This window comes from Neorhizobium lilium (assembly GCF_004053875.1).
Taxonomy (GTDB): Bacteria; Pseudomonadota; Alphaproteobacteria; order Rhizobiales; family Rhizobiaceae; genus Neorhizobium; species Neorhizobium lilii.
In genome coordinates this window covers 114553-131137 of sequence record NZ_SBIP01000003.1, presented here as the reverse complement: position 1 = coordinate 131137, position 16585 = coordinate 114553, and the positions used below count along the sequence as shown (strand labels likewise).

Annotated in this window: 17 protein-coding genes; 16 read left to right on the top strand and 1 reads right to left on the bottom strand. The window is 62.5% G+C overall.

Annotation, left to right across the window (positions count from 1 at the left end; genetic code table 11):
- Positions 1-39 precede the first annotated feature (39 nt).
- The 15 genes from phnG to EPK99_RS13080 all read left to right on the top strand — a co-directional run bounded on the left by phnG (position 40) and on the right by EPK99_RS13080 (position 12582).
- Entirely contained in the window at positions 40-513 is a 474-nt protein-coding gene (gene phnG, locus EPK99_RS13150; RefSeq protein WP_128443546.1) for a phosphonate C-P lyase system protein PhnG, read from the top strand.
- Entirely contained in the window at positions 510-1121 is a 612-nt protein-coding gene (phnH, locus tag EPK99_RS13145; protein ID WP_128444222.1) for a phosphonate C-P lyase system protein PhnH, read from the top strand. Before phnG ends, phnH begins: the two co-directional genes overlap by 4 nt.
- A 61-nt stretch (positions 1122-1182) precedes the next feature.
- Positions 1183-2286, top strand: coding sequence for a carbon-phosphorus lyase complex subunit (locus EPK99_RS13140; RefSeq protein WP_128443545.1), 1104 nt, complete (start codon positions 1183-1185; stop codon positions 2284-2286).
- Positions 2283-3176 carry an alpha-D-ribose 1-methylphosphonate 5-phosphate C-P-lyase PhnJ gene (locus tag EPK99_RS13135; protein WP_128443544.1) on the top strand — a complete coding sequence of 298 codons (894 nt, stop codon included), beginning with the start codon at positions 2283-2285 and terminating at the stop codon, positions 3174-3176. Before EPK99_RS13140 ends, EPK99_RS13135 begins: the two co-directional genes overlap by 4 nt.
- Complete coding sequence (phnK, locus tag EPK99_RS13130; RefSeq protein WP_128443543.1) at positions 3173-3949, top strand: phosphonate C-P lyase system protein PhnK; 777 nt, start codon at positions 3173-3175, stop codon at positions 3947-3949. Before EPK99_RS13135 ends, phnK begins: the two co-directional genes overlap by 4 nt.
- 10 nt (positions 3950-3959) lie before the next feature.
- Entirely contained in the window at positions 3960-4667 is a 708-nt protein-coding gene (gene phnL, locus EPK99_RS13125) for a phosphonate C-P lyase system protein PhnL (RefSeq protein ID WP_128443542.1), read from the top strand.
- A complete protein-coding gene (locus EPK99_RS13120) occupies positions 4664-5281 on the top strand; it encodes a DapH/DapD/GlmU-related protein (protein WP_128443541.1) in 618 nt (205 codons plus the stop codon). The genes phnL and EPK99_RS13120 overlap by 4 nt, the downstream gene beginning before the upstream one ends.
- 113 nt (positions 5282-5394) lie before the next feature.
- The gene (phnC, locus tag EPK99_RS13115) at positions 5395-6252 is read left to right on the top strand and encodes a phosphonate ABC transporter ATP-binding protein (RefSeq protein ID WP_128443540.1); all 858 of its coding nucleotides are present in this window, start codon (positions 5395-5397) and stop codon (positions 6250-6252) included.
- A gap of 88 nt (positions 6253-6340) precedes the next feature.
- Positions 6341-7252 carry a phosphonate ABC transporter substrate-binding protein gene (gene phnD, locus EPK99_RS13110; RefSeq protein ID WP_128443539.1) on the top strand — a complete coding sequence of 304 codons (912 nt, stop codon included), beginning with the start codon at positions 6341-6343 and terminating at the stop codon, positions 7250-7252.
- Between the two features lie 80 nt (positions 7253-7332).
- On the top strand, positions 7333-8283 hold the full coding sequence (phnE, locus tag EPK99_RS13105) for a phosphonate ABC transporter, permease protein PhnE (protein WP_128443538.1): 951 nt from the start codon (positions 7333-7335) through the stop codon (positions 8281-8283).
- An 18-nt stretch (positions 8284-8301) separates the two neighbouring features.
- The gene (gene phnE / locus EPK99_RS13100) at positions 8302-9663 is read left to right on the top strand and encodes a phosphonate ABC transporter, permease protein PhnE (RefSeq protein WP_425374199.1); all 1362 of its coding nucleotides are present in this window, start codon (positions 8302-8304) and stop codon (positions 9661-9663) included.
- Positions 9664-9769: 106 nt separating this feature from the next.
- A complete protein-coding gene (locus EPK99_RS13095; protein ID WP_128443537.1) occupies positions 9770-10483 on the top strand; it encodes a DUF1045 domain-containing protein in 714 nt (237 codons plus the stop codon).
- A complete protein-coding gene (locus EPK99_RS13090) occupies positions 10480-11619 on the top strand; it encodes an alpha-D-ribose 1-methylphosphonate 5-triphosphate diphosphatase (RefSeq protein ID WP_128443536.1) in 1140 nt (379 codons plus the stop codon). The genes EPK99_RS13095 and EPK99_RS13090 overlap by 4 nt, the downstream gene beginning before the upstream one ends.
- Positions 11620-11622: 3 nt before the next feature.
- Positions 11623-12210, top strand: coding sequence for a phosphonate metabolism protein/1,5-bisphosphokinase (PRPP-forming) PhnN (gene phnN / locus EPK99_RS13085; RefSeq protein WP_128443535.1), 588 nt, complete (start codon positions 11623-11625; stop codon positions 12208-12210).
- 81 nt (positions 12211-12291) lie between these two features.
- Positions 12292-12582 (top strand): hypothetical protein, encoded by a 291-nt coding sequence (locus EPK99_RS13080; protein ID WP_128443534.1) that lies wholly within the window; start codon positions 12292-12294, stop codon positions 12580-12582.
- Between the two features lie 14 nt (positions 12583-12596).
- Here EPK99_RS13080 and polA read toward each other — a convergent pair whose 3' ends face one another.
- Positions 12597-15581, bottom strand: coding sequence for a DNA polymerase I (gene polA / locus EPK99_RS13075; protein ID WP_128443533.1), 2985 nt, complete (start codon positions 15579-15581; stop codon positions 12597-12599).
- Positions 15582-15977: 396 nt separating this feature from the next.
- On the opposite strand from polA, the gene EPK99_RS13070 reads away from it, so the two are divergent.
- Positions 15978-16409: a MarR family winged helix-turn-helix transcriptional regulator gene (locus EPK99_RS13070; RefSeq protein WP_128443532.1), complete on the top strand. Its 432-nt coding sequence runs from the start codon at positions 15978-15980 to the stop codon at positions 16407-16409.
- The last annotated feature ends 176 nt before the right edge of the window (positions 16410-16585 follow it).

Below are 16585 nucleotides of genomic sequence, written 5' to 3'. Positions count from 1 at the left end.
TCTAGTTGTCTATATCAATAGACATTTAAGGTTGTGATCATGGATATTGCAAAAGAAGCGATGCCGCAGTCCGAACAGCATGGCCGTCAACGCGCGGCCAGCCTGCTGGCGAAGGCGAGCGGTCAAGAATTGCAGGGCGCGTGGGACGCTCTTGCCGAGAAGCCGACCGTGAGGCCGGTGCGTGGTCCTGAAACGGGCTTGGTCATGGTGCGCGGGCGCATCGGTGGGGGCGGTGCCCCATTCAATCTCGGCGAAGCGACGGTGACGCGCGCGACCGTGCTGCTTTCCTCCGGCACGGCCGGCCATGCACAGGCGCTCGGCACATCCAAGGAAAAGGTGCGGCTGACAGCGGTTTTCGACGCCCTCTGGCAGGAACAGGCGACACGGCAATGGGTGGAGGCGAACTTGCTTACCCCGGTCGAAATCCGCGTCGCCGCCGAGGATGCGCAGAAAGCGCAAGAGACCGCTGCAACGCGCGTAGATTTCTTCACCATGGTTCGAGGAGAAGACTGATGATCGACAGCGAAGCGCTGAGCGGCGGGTTTACGCATCCCGTCTTCCAATCCCAAAGCGCGTTCCGGATGCTGATGGACGGCATGGCCCGACCGGGAACGATCCAGACGGTTGCCACGGACGTGGGGCAGCCCGAGCCGTTGCGGACCGCAGCTGGCGCGATTGCCTTGACGCTCTGCGATCACGAGACGCCGGTCTGGCTGAGCGCCGGCCTGGGGAAGTCGGTAGTCGGCGAATGGATCGGCTTTCACACAGGCGCGCCTTTGACGCGGGAAAAGGCGGAGGCGCGCTTTGCATTCCTGGAGCCGGGTATCACGCCCGCTTCATTCGGCCTGTTTGCGCTCGGCAGCCAGGAATATCCCGACCGTTCGACCACGCTTGTGCTGGAAGTGGCGGCCCTTCGCCTAGAGGCCGGATCAGGACAGAAGCTCACCTTGAGCGGCCCCGGCATCCTTCAGTCGCGCGAGATCTGGATCGATGGACTGCCGGACAGCTTCAGCCGGCTCTGGATCGACAACCGAGCGCTCTTTCCGCGTGGCGTCGATGTAATCCTGACCGCAGGCCGGGATCTCCTCTGCCTGCCCCGCACCACCAAAATCGCCGCGTGATGCGCAGCGGCACCCACGGTCGCACGCGGCGACAGGACGAGATCAGAGCAGGAGAATAGGCATGTATGTTGCAGTCAAAGGCGGCGAGGCCGCCATCAACAACGCCCACAGGCTGCTTGCCGACCGCCGCCGCGGCGACCGCTCCCTGCCGTCCCTGACGATCGAGCAGATCGTGGAACAGCTGGGCCTGGCGGTGGATCGCGTCATGGCCGAAGCCTCGCTTTACGACCCGGCGCTTGCGGCACTTGCCGTGCGCCAGTCGCGCGGCGACATGATCGAGGCGATCTTCCTGCTGCGGGCCTATCGCACCACGCTGCCGCGCTTCGGCGCTTCGGTTCCGGTCGATACGGCAGGCATGCAGGTGGAGCGACGCGTCTCGGCCACCTACAAGGACCTGCCGGGCGGACAGCTTCTCGGGCCGACCTTCGACTATACCCACCGGCTGCTAGACCCGTCGCTGCTGGAAGACCTGCCGGTGGACGAGCCAGCACGCCGTCCGGCGCCCGACGAAGACATCATGCGGGTCTCGGACATTCTCGCGCATGAGGGGCTGATCGAATCCGACGGAGAGTTCCCCGACGATCACGAGGCGGGGGATATTACCCGTGAGCCGATGGAATTTCCCATGCCGCGGGATCTTCGCCTGCAGGCGCTTGCGCGTGGCGACGAAGGCTTCCTCCTGGCGCTGGCCTATTCCACCCAGCGTGGTTTCGGCCGCAATCATCCGTTTGTCGGCGAAATCCGCATCGGCGAGGTGGAGCTGGAAATGGACGTGCCGGAAATGGGCTTCTCCGTCTCGCTAGGCCGCATCAAGGTGACCGAGTGCCAGATGGTCAACCAGTTCAAGGGATCGGCAAAGGCGCCGCCGCAGTTCACGCGCGGCTATGGCCTCGTCTTCGGCCAGAGCGAGCGCAAGGCCATGTCCATGTCGCTGGTGGACCGGGCATTGCGCGCAGAGGAGTTGGGGGAGGACATCACCGCCCCGGCGCAGGACGAGGAATTCGTGATCTCCCATTCGGACAATGTCCAGGCGACCGGCTTCGTCGAGCACCTGAAGCTGCCGCACTACGTGGATTTCCAGGCGGAACTCGCCCTGGTGCGCAGAATGCGGGCCGAGATCGCGACCCGAAACAATGACGGCGGCATGCAGGAGGCTGCGGAATGACCGAACTCGCCAGCTACAACTTTGCCTATCTCGACGAACAGACCAAGCGGATGATCCGCCGCGCGATCCTGAAGGCCATCGCCATTCCGGGTTACCAGGTGCCTTTCGCCTCGCGCGAAATGCCGATGCCCTACGGCTGGGGAACGGGTGGCGTGCAGGTCACGGCCTCGATCATCGGGCCAGACGACGTGCTGAAGGTCATTGACCAGGGTGCCGACGATACGACCAATGCCGTGTCCATCCGCGCCTTCTTCCAGAAGGTCGCAGACGTGGCGGTCACGACCCATACGCAGGATGCGACCATCATCCAGACCCGCCACCGCATTCCCGAGCAGACGCTCCGCGAAGGCCAGGTTCTGGTCTATCAGGTGCCGATCCCCGAGCCGCTGCGCTTCCTTGAACCGCGCGAGACCGAAACGCGCAAAATGCACGCTTTGGAAGAATACGGGCTGATGCACGTGAAGCTCTACGAGGATATCGCCCGCCACGGCCGTATCTCCACCACCTACGCCTATCCGGTAAAGGTTGCTAGCCGCTACGTGATGGACCCTTCGCCGACGCCGAAATTCGACAATCCGAAGATGCACATGTACGAAGCGCTGCAGCTGTTCGGCGCCGGGCGCGAAAAGCGCATCTATGCCGTGCCGCCCTATACCGAAGTCGTCAGCCTGGATTTCGAGGACCACCCGTTCGAGATCCAGACATTCTCCCAGAACTGCGCGCTCTGCAACGCTCACGGCGTCTATCTTGACGAAGTGGTGCTGGACGACAAGGGCGGGCGCATGTTCGTCTGCTCCGACACCGACAATTGCGAGGACCGGCGCGCGCACGGCCATGTGGGAGAAATGCTGGCGCAGGATCCACCCTTGGGCAAGGAGGCCGCGGAATGACCGATACCCCTCTTTTCAAAGTCAGCGGCTTTTCGAAATTCTACGGCAACCGCATCGGCTGCAAGGACGTGTCCTTCGAACTCTGGCCGGGCGAAGTGCTGGCGATCGTCGGCGAATCCGGGTCTGGCAAGACCACGCTGCTCAACTGCCTGTCGACCCGGCTTATGCCGACGGCCGGCAGCGTCGAATACCGCATGCGCGACGGCCAATTCCGTGATCTCTACCACATGAGCGAAGCCGAGCGGCGCTTCCTGATGCGCACCGACTGGGGCTTCGTCCACCAGAACCCGGCAGACGGCCTGCGCATGACGGTTTCGGCCGGCGCCAATGTCGGCGAACGCCTGATGGCGATCGGCGACCGGCACTATGGCAAGATCCGCGAAACGGCAACTGACTGGCTGACGCGGGTTGAGATTTCCACGGACCGTATAGACGATCAGCCCCGCTCCTTCTCCGGCGGCATGCGCCAGCGCCTGCAGATCGCCCGCAACCTCGTCACCGGTCCGCGCCTCGTGTTCATGGACGAGCCCACCGGCGGTCTCGACGTCTCGGTCCAGGCGCGCCTGCTCGACCTGCTGCGCGGCCTCGTCAACGATCTGGGCCTCGCGGCCATCGTGGTGACCCACGACCTTGCGGTCGCGCGCCTGCTGTCGCACCGGATGATGGTGATGAAGGACGGCTATGTGATCGAGCACGGGCTGACCGACCGCGTGCTCGACGACCCGCGCGAGCCCTACACGCAGTTGCTCGTTTCTTCCATTCTCCAGGTATAAGGGCGCTCCGATGGCCACTCCCCTCGTCGTTTCGGAAGTCTTCAAGAGCTTCACCATGCACCTGCGCGACGGCCTCAAGCTGCCGGTCGTCAACGATGTCAACTTCTCCGTGGCAAGCGGCGAATGCGTCGTGCTCGGCGGCCCGTCCGGCATCGGCAAGAGCTCGATCCTGAAAATGCTGTACGGCAACTATGCCGTGGATGCCGGCCAGATCCTGGTCGATCACCGGGGCCGGATTGTCGATATCGCCAATGTCGATCCGCGCACCGTGCTCGAAGTGCGCCGCCATACCATGGGGTATGTCAGCCAGTTCTTGCGCACCGTTCCCCGCGTTGCGGCCGTCGACGTGGTGGCCGAGCCCCTGGTGGCAAGAGGCGTCGATGCCGCCGAAGCCCGCGACAGGGCATCCGAACTGCTGGCCCAGCTCAACCTGCCGCGCGAATTGTGGAACCTGCCGCCGGCCACTTTTTCGGGCGGCGAACAGCAGCGCGTCAACATTGCCCGCGGCTTCATCACCGATCACCGCATCCTGCTGCTCGACGAACCGACGGCTTCGCTCGACGCCGCCAACCGCAAAGTGGTCGTGTCGATGATCGCCGACAAGAAAGCTCAAGGCGTGGCGATGCTCGGCATTTTTCACGACGAGGAAGTGCGCGAGGCCGTCGCCGACCGCATTCTCGACGTCAGCGCGTTTTCGCCTCGAAGGGCCGCCGCATGAGCCGGGTACTTTCGGAAACGCCCAGCATTCACGAGACGGCGGTGGTGGAGGAAAGCACGATCGGCCGCTACACCAAGGTGGCCGAATTCTGCCGTATCCGCGAAACCGAGATCGGCGACTATTCCTATGTCATGGAGCACGGCCATCTCTGGAACACCAGGATCGGCAAATTTTCCAATATCGCTTCCTTCGTGCGCATGAACGCGACCAACCATCCCATGGAGCGCGCAACGCTGCACCACTTCACCTACCGGGCCGGCGATTACTGGCCGGGGCAGGAAGACGACGAGGGGAATTTCTTCGCAGCACGCAGGGCAAAGCCGGTCATCATCGGCCACGATACCTGGATCGGCCATGGAGCGACCATTCTTCCCGGCGTCACGGTCGGCAATGGCGCGGTGATCGGCACAGGCGCCGTCGTCTCCAAGGACGTTGCTCCTTACACGGTCGTCGGCGGGGTCCCGGCCAAACTCATCCGGGAGCGGTTTTCACAAGCCACCGGAGAGGCAATGGACCGTCTTGGCTGGTGGGATTGGGACCATTCTCGGCTGCGGACGGCGCTTGACGATTTTCGCGCCCTGTCGGCTGAAGAATTTCTGTCACGTTATGCCTGAGCGTCAGGCGCGTCAGGCATTTTGAAATGTAATAGAAACGACATGTAACCGACATTCAAGGTTCATCTGGGCGCGCTATTCGACTCTCGCAGAAGCTGGACAGGCGAGAGAGCATGACGTTCGAACTGAAAAACCTGACCCGCCGTTTCGGTGACAGAACTGCGGTGGATGCAGTTACCGTCGAGATCCCCCAGGGCCAGATGGTCGGGGTGATCGGCCGCTCCGGCGCCGGTAAATCGACGCTGCTGCGGATGATCAACCGCCTGCAGGACCCCAGCTCCGGTTCCATCCGTTTCGGCGAACTGGAAGTTTCTGCCCTTAAGGGTGCGGCGCTGCGCCGGTGGCAGCGCGACTGCGCAATGATATTTCAGCAATTCAACCTCGTGCCGCGCCTCGACGTGATGACCAATGTGCTGCTCGGGCGTCTCAACCATCGCTCGACGGCGATGAGCATGCTCAGCATCTTTACCCGCGAAGAGCGCATCATGGCGATTGCCGCCCTGGAACGGCTCGGCATCGAGCAGACCGCCCTTCAGCCTGCAGGAACGCTTTCCGGCGGCCAGCAGCAGCGCGTCGCGATTGCCCGGGCGCTGATGCAGTCGCCGAAAATGCTGCTTGCCGACGAGCCTATCGCCTCGCTCGATCCGCTCAACGCCAAGATCGTGATGGATGCGCTGCGCGACATCAACGAGCGCGAAGGCATTACCGTCATCACCAACCTTCACACGCTCGACACGGCCCGCAATTATTGTGACCGGATCATCGGCATGGCCGGCGGTCGCGTGGTGTTCGACGGACCGGCATCGGCGCTGACCGCGACGGCCGTTTGCGAGATCTACGGCTCCGACAAGGATGGCGCCGGCATCGACGAGAGCATGACCTCGACGAGCATCAACATTCCCGCCGCGGCACAGGCTGCCGGCGCTTTGCAATCTGCCGCTGTCGGGACCTTGGCGGGCGCCAGGGCCTGAGCCGCACCAGGATCGTAAGCCCGCGTAAAGGGCGACACGTCTTCACCACGAAAGACCCCGGGCAAACCGGTCAATCAGGAGAGAAACCATGCTGAAGAACATGCTTTTTGCAGCGACCGCGCTTGTCGCGCTCGCAAGCGGCGCCGCCGCTCAGGCCGCCGACCTCAAGGAACTGCGGATCGGCATTCTCGGCGGCGAGAACGAAGCCGACCGCCTGCGCAACTATGCCTGCCTATCCGACCACCTGAAAAAGGAATTCGGCTTCGAGAAGGTTTCGCTCTTCCCGGCTGCCGACTATGACGGCGTGATCCAGGGCCTGCTCGGCGGCACTCTCGACGTCGCCAGCCTCGGCGCTTCCGGCTATGCTGCCGTTTCCCTGAAGGACCCCAAGGCCGTTACGCCTATCCTGACGACGCAGCAGAAGGACGGTTCGACCGGCTACTACTCGATCGGCCTGGCGCTGAAGTCCTCCGGCATCAAGTCGATCAAGGATGCCAAGGGCAAGAAGCTTGGCTACGCCGATCCGGACTCCACTTCCGGCTATCTGATCCCGCTGACACAGATCCCGAAGACCACGGGTGAGCCCAACGAGAAGTTCTTCGCCTCGACGCAGTTCAACGGCGGTCACGAAAATAACCTGCTCGCTGCCTATGACGGCAAGGTCGATGTTGCCGTGGACGATTCGTCGGGCATCGGCGATTTCAAGGACGGCTTCACCTCCGGGACCTTCCACAAGGTTGTTGCCAAGGGTTCTATCGACCCCAACAAGCTGATCGAAGTCTGGCGCTCACCGCTTATCCCGAACGGCCCGGTCGTTGTGCGCAACGGGCTTGGCCAGGAGTGGACGAAGAAGCTTGCCGATTTCTACCTGGCACTGCCGAAGACCGACGCAAAGTGCTTCAACGCCATCGAAGGTGGCGATTTCACGGGTTATGTCCCGGTGAAGCATGAGTTCTACAGCGCCATCATCGATGCCCGCAAGGCGGCTATCGGCGGCTGATGCCTCACATATAGGAAGGGCGGTCGGCAACGGCCGCCCTTTCCTTATGAACGCAGGCCTTGAGGATCGACGGAACATTCATGACCACGACCGAAATGCAGCCGACGGGCCATGAGATCGTTACTGCCTGGGACCGTATGGTCGCCAAGCGGCGCGTCTACACGCTGATCGGCCTCGGGATCCTTCTCGTTGCCCTGATCAGTTCCATGCGCTTTGCCGACGAGAGCAATGCCGGACATTTCTTCGAGCGCCTGCCGCATCTGTTCGACTTCCTGAGCTGGCTGATCCCGAAAGAGTGGTCGGATGTCTGGCGGGCTCTGTTCGACATTGCGAGCCCCAACGACAAGGGCGGCGAAGAGTATAATTTCGCCAAGGGACGGGTCTATGTCTCCGGCGGCTTCTACATTCCCGAATATTTTGAGCTGATGCTCACCACGATCAATATCGCGATCGTTTCCACCATTGTCGGCTTCGTGTTTGCCGTGCCGATGAGCTTTCTCGCAGCCCGCAATTTCAGCCCGTCCACGCCGCTGCGGCTTGTCGCCAAGCGGGTCATGGAAGTGCTGCGTGCCTTCCCGGAAATCGTCATCGCCGGACTGTTCGCCGCCGTCCTTTCCATCGGGCCGGTCGCGGCCATCATCGCCGTCAGCCTTCACACCATCGGCGCGCTCGGCAAGCTCTTCTACGAAGTGGTGGAAAATGCCGACATGAAGTCGGACGACGGGCTGCGGGCGGTCGGCGCCAACTGGTTCGAGCGTGTTCGCTTCGCCGCCGTGCCTCAGGTGCTGCCCAACTTCACCTCCTACGCGCTGCTGCGCCTTGAGATCAACGTGCGCACCTCGACCATCATCGGCGCAGTCGGCGGCGGTGGCATCGGCGAGGAACTGAAGCTCTCGATCTCCCGCGGTTTCGGCGCAAAGACCGTGGCGCTCGTGCTTCTGCTGTTCGTGACCATCGTTGCTGTCGATCAGTTCTCCGCCTGGCTGCGCCGTAAACTGGTCGGCGAACACGCCTTCCTTCTCCAGCATTGAACGCCGAGGACCGTCGCGATGACCTTGTCCATGATCCATGAGAGCCGGCGCCACGAGATCGAGGAACGCTACCCCCATTACTTCAAGCGCTCCTTCCGCCAGCGCTTCGGGTTTGCCCTTGTCGTGGCCGGGACCCTGCTCTACGGCGTCTATGCGATGTGGTTTTTCGATCTGCCGCGGCTTGTGGCGGAAGCTCAATGGCAGCGTTTCGGCATCTACCTCACGCAATGGGTCAGCTATGACGTGCAGCCGGAGCTGCGCCTCAAGGACGATGGCAGTATCGAGACCCGCTATCCTCGTTTCTCGGTGCTGGGTGACGATCCGCACCCTGACTGGATCGTGACCAACCCCGAAGGTGGGCTCACCGTCCTCGTCAGCGGCACCAGCCGCAGCGTGGCCGTCAGCCGCGGCCAGGCCGTCGTCAACGCCTATGGGCAAAGCGTCACTGTGGATCTCAGCGGCGAGAACCCGCGCGTCATCGGCCAGGCGCCACCCTGGATGACGGTCTATGACGACAACGTGCTTGCCAGTTTCGGATTTTCGGGGGACGCCAGCATCTCGTCCGACCGGGTGCGGGTCCGCAAGCGCTTCCTCGGCTGGGCTAACTTCGTCTTCGATACCCACTCGCCCTTCTTCGGGAAGCCGGCGGGAGAGGTCATCAGCCTGATCGCTTCCGGTCCCCGCCTCGACCCGGCGCAATCCAATCTCTCGCTCGCCTGGGACAATATCTGGTACAACAATGCCTGGCAGCACGGCGACGTCTGGACCAAGCTGTTCCAGACGATCGTGATGGCCTTTCTCGGCACGCTGCTCGGCGCATTGGTAGCTTTCCCGCTTGCGTTTTTCGCCGCCCGAAACATCACGCCCAACCGGTTTCTCAACCAGGTGCTGAAGCGCATGTTCGATTTCCTGCGCTCCGTGGACATGCTGATCTGGGCTCTGTTTCTCACCCGCGCTTTTGGACCCGGACCGCTTGCCGGCAGCGGCGCGATTTTCCTCACCGAGACCGGCACGCTCGGCAAGCTCTACTCGGAAGGACTCGAAAACATCGATGACAAGCCGCGCGAGGGCATCAAGTCCACCGGGGCCTCCACCGCGCTCGTCCACCGTTACGGGGTTATGCCGCAGATCGTGCCGGTCATGGTCAGCCAGACGCTCTATCAGTGGGAATCGAACGTCCGCGGCGCCACCATCATCGGGGCTGTCGGTGCCGGCGGCATCGGCCTGAAGCTCTGGGAGGCCATGCGCACCAATTCCAACTGGGCCAATGTCGGCTACATGGTGCTTCTCATCCTCCTCGTCGTGTTTATTTTCGACGCTGCCTCCAATGCCCTGCGGCACCGGCTGATGGGCACCAACAAGGCATCCATGCGACATTGAGAAATCGCTTCGGCATCATCATTCTGTCATGTAAATCTTCTAGCGCATCCCATGCCCGAACCGCCTCTGCGGCTTACGGCCCTCCCCGAACGTCCGGACGATCATCGTGCGCTATGCCCTCTACTTTTCGCCTTCTGCGACCCATCCGCTGAGTAAAGCTGCGGCCGAGTGGCTCGGGCGCGACGCCTTTACCGGCGAGACGCATCCGGTGCCGGAGGTGCCAGGGATAGAGCCTGAAACAGTGCATGCGCTGACTGCCGATCCGCGCCGCTACGGCTTCCACGCGACGTTGAAAGCGCCCTTTGCGCTCGCCGAAGGACGCCAGGAATCGGAGCTTGTCGCCGCGTTCGAGGCTTTCGCTGCGCGCACCCCTGCATTCGAGGTTCCGCGGGCGGTGGTCGGCCAGCTCGGGCGCTTCTTTGCCCTGGTTCCCGACCAGGTCTATCCGCGACTGCAGGACGTCGCCTTTCAGGTCGTCCAAGAATTCGAGCCTTTCCGCGCACCCTTGAGCGAGACCGACCTGGCTAGGCGCAATCCGGAAAAGCTTAACCCCGCGGAGCGCGCCAATCTGGAGCGCTGGGGCTATCCTTACGTCAACGACGACTTCCGCTTTCACATGACGTTGACGGGGCAGGTCGATCCGGAGCTTGCGCCCGCCATGCGCCGCGAGCTGGAGCGTCGCTTTGCTGCCTTCAACGGACAGCCGCTTTCGATCGATGGGCTTGCGCTCTTCGTCGAGCCTGCGCGTGGCGAGCCCTTCCATGTTCATCGCTGGCTGCCGCTGGCGACTTCCGCAGACAATAGAGAGACCATGCCATGACCGCCGAACTTGCCTTCACCAATGCCCGCATCGTGCTGGAGGACAGCATCGTGTCCGGCTCCGTGCTCGTCCGCGACGGCAAGATCGTCGACATTTCCGAAGGTAATGTCCGCACGGGCGAGGATCTGGAAGGCGATTACCTCATCCCCGGCCTGGTGGAACTTCACACCGACCATCTCGAACAACATTATTCGCCGCGTCCCGGCGTGCGCTGGAACATGACGGCTGCGATCCAGGCCCATGACGCGCAGGTCGCATCGTCCGGCATCACCACCGTATTCGACTGCCTGCGCATGGGCGCCGACGAGGATGGCGGCTTCGAGCGTGGCGAGATGCGCGGCATGGCGGATGCCATCCAGGCGGCCGAGCGCGAGGGCCGGCTGCGCTCCAACCACCTGATCCACCTGCGCTGCGAAGTTTCGGCCGACAATGTGCTGGAGCATTTCTCGGATTTCGAGACGGACCCATTCGTTCGGCTCGTCTCGCTGATGGACCATGCGCCTGGCCAGCGGCAGTTCCAGACCATGGACCAGTATATTTTCTACTACCAGAAGAAGCGCGGCCTCAGCGACGACGTCTTCGCCGAGTTCATCGCACGCCGGCAGGCGGAATCGGCGCGCAACTCCACGCCGCACCGGCTTGCCATTGCCAAGGTCTGCTCCGAGCGCAGCATCACGGTTGCGAGCCATGACGACGCGACACTCTCGCATGTCGGCGAAGCGATCGAGAACGGCGTGAAGATTGCGGAGTTTCCGACCAGCTTCGATGCCGCCAAGGCCTCGCACGAGGCGGGCATGAGCGTGCTCATGGGTGCGCCGAACGTCGTGCGCGGCAAATCGCATTCGGGCAATATCGCCGCCCGAGACCTCGCCGAAAAAGGCGTGCTCGACGTCTTGTCGTCCGATTACGTGCCGCTCAGCCTGCTCTATGCGCCCTTCGTGCTGGCTGACGAAGTGGAAGGCGTGAGCCTGCCGCAGGCGCTCGCCATGGTCACGGCGACGCCGGCGAAAAGCGTCGGCCTCAACGACCGTGGCCGTATCGCCCCGGGCCTGCGCGCCGATCTCGTGCGCGTCCACCGCCAGGAAGGCGTGCCGGTGGCACGGGCTATCTGGCGGGAAGGCCGGCGGGTGGCCTGATCCATGGCTTCCGAAGCACTCGAACCGCGGCCGAAAGGCTGCATGGTGGCGGTGGTCGGCCCAAGCGGCGCCGGCAAGGACACGCTGCTCGCCCATGCCGCCCGCTTCTTCGAAGACCGCGAGGACATGATCTTCGTGCGCAGGATCATCACCCGCGATCCTGCTGCCGGCGGCGAAGTGCATGACGGCGTGACCGAGAGCGAGTTCGAGATGCTCAAGGCTGCCGGCCGGTTTGCCGTGTGCTGGGAAGCGCATGGTCTGCGCTACGGCATTCCGGTGGAAACACGCGACGCGGTGGACAAGGGCCGGCTCGTCATCGCCAACGGCTCCCGCTCGGCGCTCGGCCTGTTCAGGCAAGCCTTTCCGTCGCTCGTGGTGATCAATGTGACGGCACGTCCTGAGGTTCTGGCGTATAGGCTGGAGGCCCGCGGTCGCGAGAGCCGACAGGATATCCTGCAGCGGCTTCAGCGTAGCGCGCTTGGTGTTACGGGTGATTACCGTGTCGTCACCATCGACAATAGCGGCTCGATCGAACAATCGGGGGCGGCCATGATCGAGGCGCTCACCAATTGCTTGCCGGTAAAAGCCTGATCGACAGTGAAAACTCGAACGCATCGCTTTAAACTTACGTTGCGGCCTCTATCTGCCTCTACTAACCTAGAGGCGGGCATCATGACCGAGACCAACTCACGGAACGGAGACAAGACGGAGGGGTCCATCCAACCGGATCTCGAAGCACGGGTGGTCGTGCTGGAAATCGTATCTATGACTGCGCTGGCGCTAGCGCTCGATACGTCAGAGACTGCGGATGCGGAACACGCCCGCGGCATAGCAAGCCTTATTCTCGATACCGTTCGGCAGCGTTGTCACGAAGTGGGCATGGACGAGCCGGCGCGGCTTTCGGCCTGCTCCTATGCGGACGAGCTTTTGTCTACGGCGCTGGTGTCGCTCTATCCCGAGTAGTCCTGACGAACCCGTCAGTGCGCCTCATCCCAGTTGACGGCGGCGCGGGCATCCACCTTCAGCGGCACCTTCATGGCGATGGCCGGCATGGCTGCCTGCTCCATCGTCGTCACCACGACCGGCAGCGTCCGCTCGATCTCGGCGTCCTCGACCTCGAAAATCAGCTCGTCATGTACCTGAAGAAGCATGCGTGCTTTTTCCTCAAGGCCTGCCTGGGCAAGCGCCGATTCCATCCTTGCCATGGCGCGGCGAATGATGTCGGCAGCCGAGCCCTGGATGGGAGCGTTGATTGCCGCCCGTTCGTTGAAGGCCCTGACCGACGGATTGGAAGAGCGGATTTCCGGATAATGCGCCCGCCGTCCGAAAATGGTTTCCACATAGCCATGCTCGCGCACAAAGCTCTTGGTGTTTTCCATATAGTCGCGAATGCCGGGAAAGCGCTCGAAATACCTTTTGATGTATTCTCCCGCTTCCGACCGCTCGATCGACAGCTGGTTGGCGAGGCCAAAAGCGGAAATGCCGTAGATGATGCCGAAGTTGATGGCCTTGGCGCGGCGTCGGATATCGGCCGGCATGCCCTCGACCGGGACGCCGAACATTTCCGACGCGGTCATGGAATGGATGTCGATGCCCTCGGCAAAGGCTTGGCGCAGCTGCGGGATATCCGCCACATGCGCGAGCACACGGAGCTCGATCTGGCTGTAATCCGCCGACACCAGCTTGTGCCCGGGGGTTGAGATGAAGGCTGCCCGGATCTTTCGACCCTCCGTCGTCCGGATCGGGATGTTCTGCAGGTTCGGTTCCACGGACGAGAGACGTCCGGTCGTGGTGGAGGCCAGCGAATAGGAGGTGTGGACGCGCTTTGTCTGCGGATGCACATAGCCCGGCAGTGCATCCGTATAGGTGGACTTGAGCTTGGTCAGCTGGCGCCAATCGACGATCTTGCGCGGCAGCTCGTGGACGGCGGCCAGTTCTTCGAGCACCTGTGCGGAGGTCGACCATTGGCCGGTCTTGGTCTTGGCGCCGCCGGACAGACCCATCTTCCCGAACAGGATGTCGCCTAGCTGCTTCGGCGAGCCTATGGTGAACTTTTCGCCGGCGAGCTGGAAGATCTCGTCCTCCACGGCCGCTGCCTTCTGGGCAAGCTCGCCGGACAGCCGGGAGAGGATCTGCCGGTCGATGGTGATGCCGCGCTCCTCCATCTCTGCCAGCGTCGCGACCATGGGCCGCTCAAGACGCTCGTAGACGGTGGTCAGCTTTTCCGACGCCAGCCGCGGCTTCAGTACCAGCCAGATGCGCATGGTCAGGTCCACCTTCTCGGCGGCATAGGCCATGGCCCTTTCGATATCGACCTTGTCGAAGCTGAGACCGGACTTGCCGCTGCCGGCCACGTCCTTCCAGGTCATGGGCACGTGGCCGAGCCAGCGCTCCGAAAGGGAATCGAGCCCCTGTCCGCCCTTGCCGGCTTCCAGCACGTAAGACATCAGCATGACGTCATCGTAGCTTTGGAGTGTGATGCCGTAGCGCTTCAGCAGCAGATAGGCGAATTTCAGATTGTGGCCGAGCTTGAGGACTGAAGGGTTCTCCAGAAGCGGTTTCAGTCGATCCAAAGCTTCTCTTATTGTCAGCTGGTTATCGGCCCTGCCGCCGCCCAAAAGATCGCCTTCTCCGGTCTTATGGTCGAGCGGGATATAGGCCGAGCGGATCTCACCGCCGGATGGTGCATGGGTGTTGTCCAGCAGCGCCAGCGATATCCCTGCCAGCTCCCCCTGCATGGGGTCGATCGAATTGCCTTCTGCCTCGACGGCAAGGATGCCGGTATCCAGCGCGCCTCTTATCCAGTCGTCCAGCTCCTCGATCTCGCGGATCGTGACATAGCAGGACCGGTCAATCTTGGCGGTTGCGAAGGCCTCGGCGCGCGTCTTGGCGAGATCGGCGGGACGCATGTCCTTGCCGAGTTCCGTTCCGGTCTGCTGCGACCTGGCAGTCCTTGGGGCTGCCGGCGCGGCGACCGAACTTGAGCCCGCCTGTTCCGGATCAAGATCGGGGCCGCGCGCAGTTGCACCGCTCTCCACGGTAATGACCGCAGGCTCTATGGCCTCGGCATCGCAGGCGCAGGCGGCGGCCACACGGCGGGTCAGGGTGCCGAATTCCATCGCCTTCAGGAAGGCGACCAGCTTTGGACCGTCCTGCGGCTCGAGCACCAGTGCCTCAAGATCGAGACCAAGCGGGACATCCGTCCTCAATTCCACCAGACGGCGCGACAGGCGTGCCTGCTCCGCATGGGCGACGATGTTTTCCCGCCGCTTGACCTGCTTGATCTCGCCTGCCCGCTCAAGAAGCGTGTCGAGATCGCCGAATTCCTCCAGAAGCTGCGCCGCCGTCTTGGGGCCGATGCCGGGAATACCTGGCACGTTGTCCACGGTGTCGCCGACCATGGCCTGCAGGTCGATCATTTTTTCAGGGCCGACGCCCCATTTCTCGATGACCTCGGCCACGCCGATCTGCTTGTCCTTCATGCTGTCGTACATGTGGACATTGGAGGTCACCAGCTGCATCAGATCCTTGTCGGACGAGATGATGGTGACGTCGGCGCCGGCCGCTTCGGCCTTGCGGGCATAGGTGGCGATGATGTCGTCGGCCTCGAAGCCTTCCGTCTCGATGCAGGGAAGGTTGAACGCGCGCGTGGCTTGGCGGATCAGCCCGAACTGCGGCACCAGTTCCTCCGGCGGTGCAGAACGGTTTGCCTTGTAGGCGTCGTAGATGTCCTTGCGGAACGTCTTCGACGCATAGTCGAAGATGACGGCGAAATGGCTGGGCGTGACGCCGACGGAGGTGTCGCGGGCATCCGTCAACAGCTTCCACAGCATATTGCAGAAGCCGGAGACGGCTCCAACGGGAAGACCGTCGGATTTCCGGGTCAATGGCGGGAGCGCATGGAAAGCTCTGAAGATGAAGCCGGAGCCGTCCACGAGGAAGAGATGATCGCCTTTTTTCATGGGCACTGGAATAGCGCGGGGCCGCTACCGCGTCCACGAAAACTTGGCCCCGACCGTGTCGACAGGCTCACTGGAACGTTACCGATTTGTAATCGCAGCTTCCCTTGAATTGCCGTATTCGGGCTCTCATTTTCAATTCACCGGCGACTGATCACGCCGCAGTCTGGAAGCCGGCTCGTCCCCCGCCGCACCAGACTGGACAAAGGCCTATCCCCCTCTCCGGGCCTTTGTCCTCCCATCCGACCGCCACGGCCCGTGCCCCCTCCCAGGCCGTGGCGGTTTGTTTCCCCCAGAACATCACGTGCCCACTGCGCAGGCTTGGCGAAAGCATGCCATGCGATGTATCCTTCCAGACCTGCAAATAGCTCGCGCATTCGAGGAATGGACCCCAGGGACATGGCATTCGATCGCTCCCAATCGGCGACCTATCTGGCCGGACAGATGGCGAAGAGCTTTGCGCGCTCGCTGCAAAAGCGTTCGACCATACTTGGTTTTTCGCCCGGACAATTTCCGGTCCTGCTCGAACTGTGGCAGCAGGACGGGCTAACCCAGAAGCAATTGCTGGATAAGCTCGAAGTAGAGCAGGCCACCCTTGCAAATACGCTGGCGCGCATGGAGCGCGACGGGCTCATCGCCCGACACCCTCACCCCGGTGACAAGCGCGCGCAGATCATCACGCTGACTGAGCTCGGCCGCGATTTGGAGCGACAGGCGCTGGACGCTGCCGCAGAAGCGGATGCCGCCATGTTCCAAGGCTTCCGGCGCTTCGAGCGCGAACTGATGATTGAATATATGAAGGTGATCATCGAGAACGCGCGCAAGCTCTGACCAAGCTGCGGGGAAGCTGAATCTCTCTGACAACAAGGCTCGACCGTATCCGTCCGTTCGGAAATGGCTCTGGGAGCCTGTCTTTTTCATTGTATCGGCAGCCTGCGGCTTGTTAACTGCTGGCCGTGGAGCCGTATTACGCCGCTTGTCGGCGCTGCTCCCCGTCCCGAAGACAG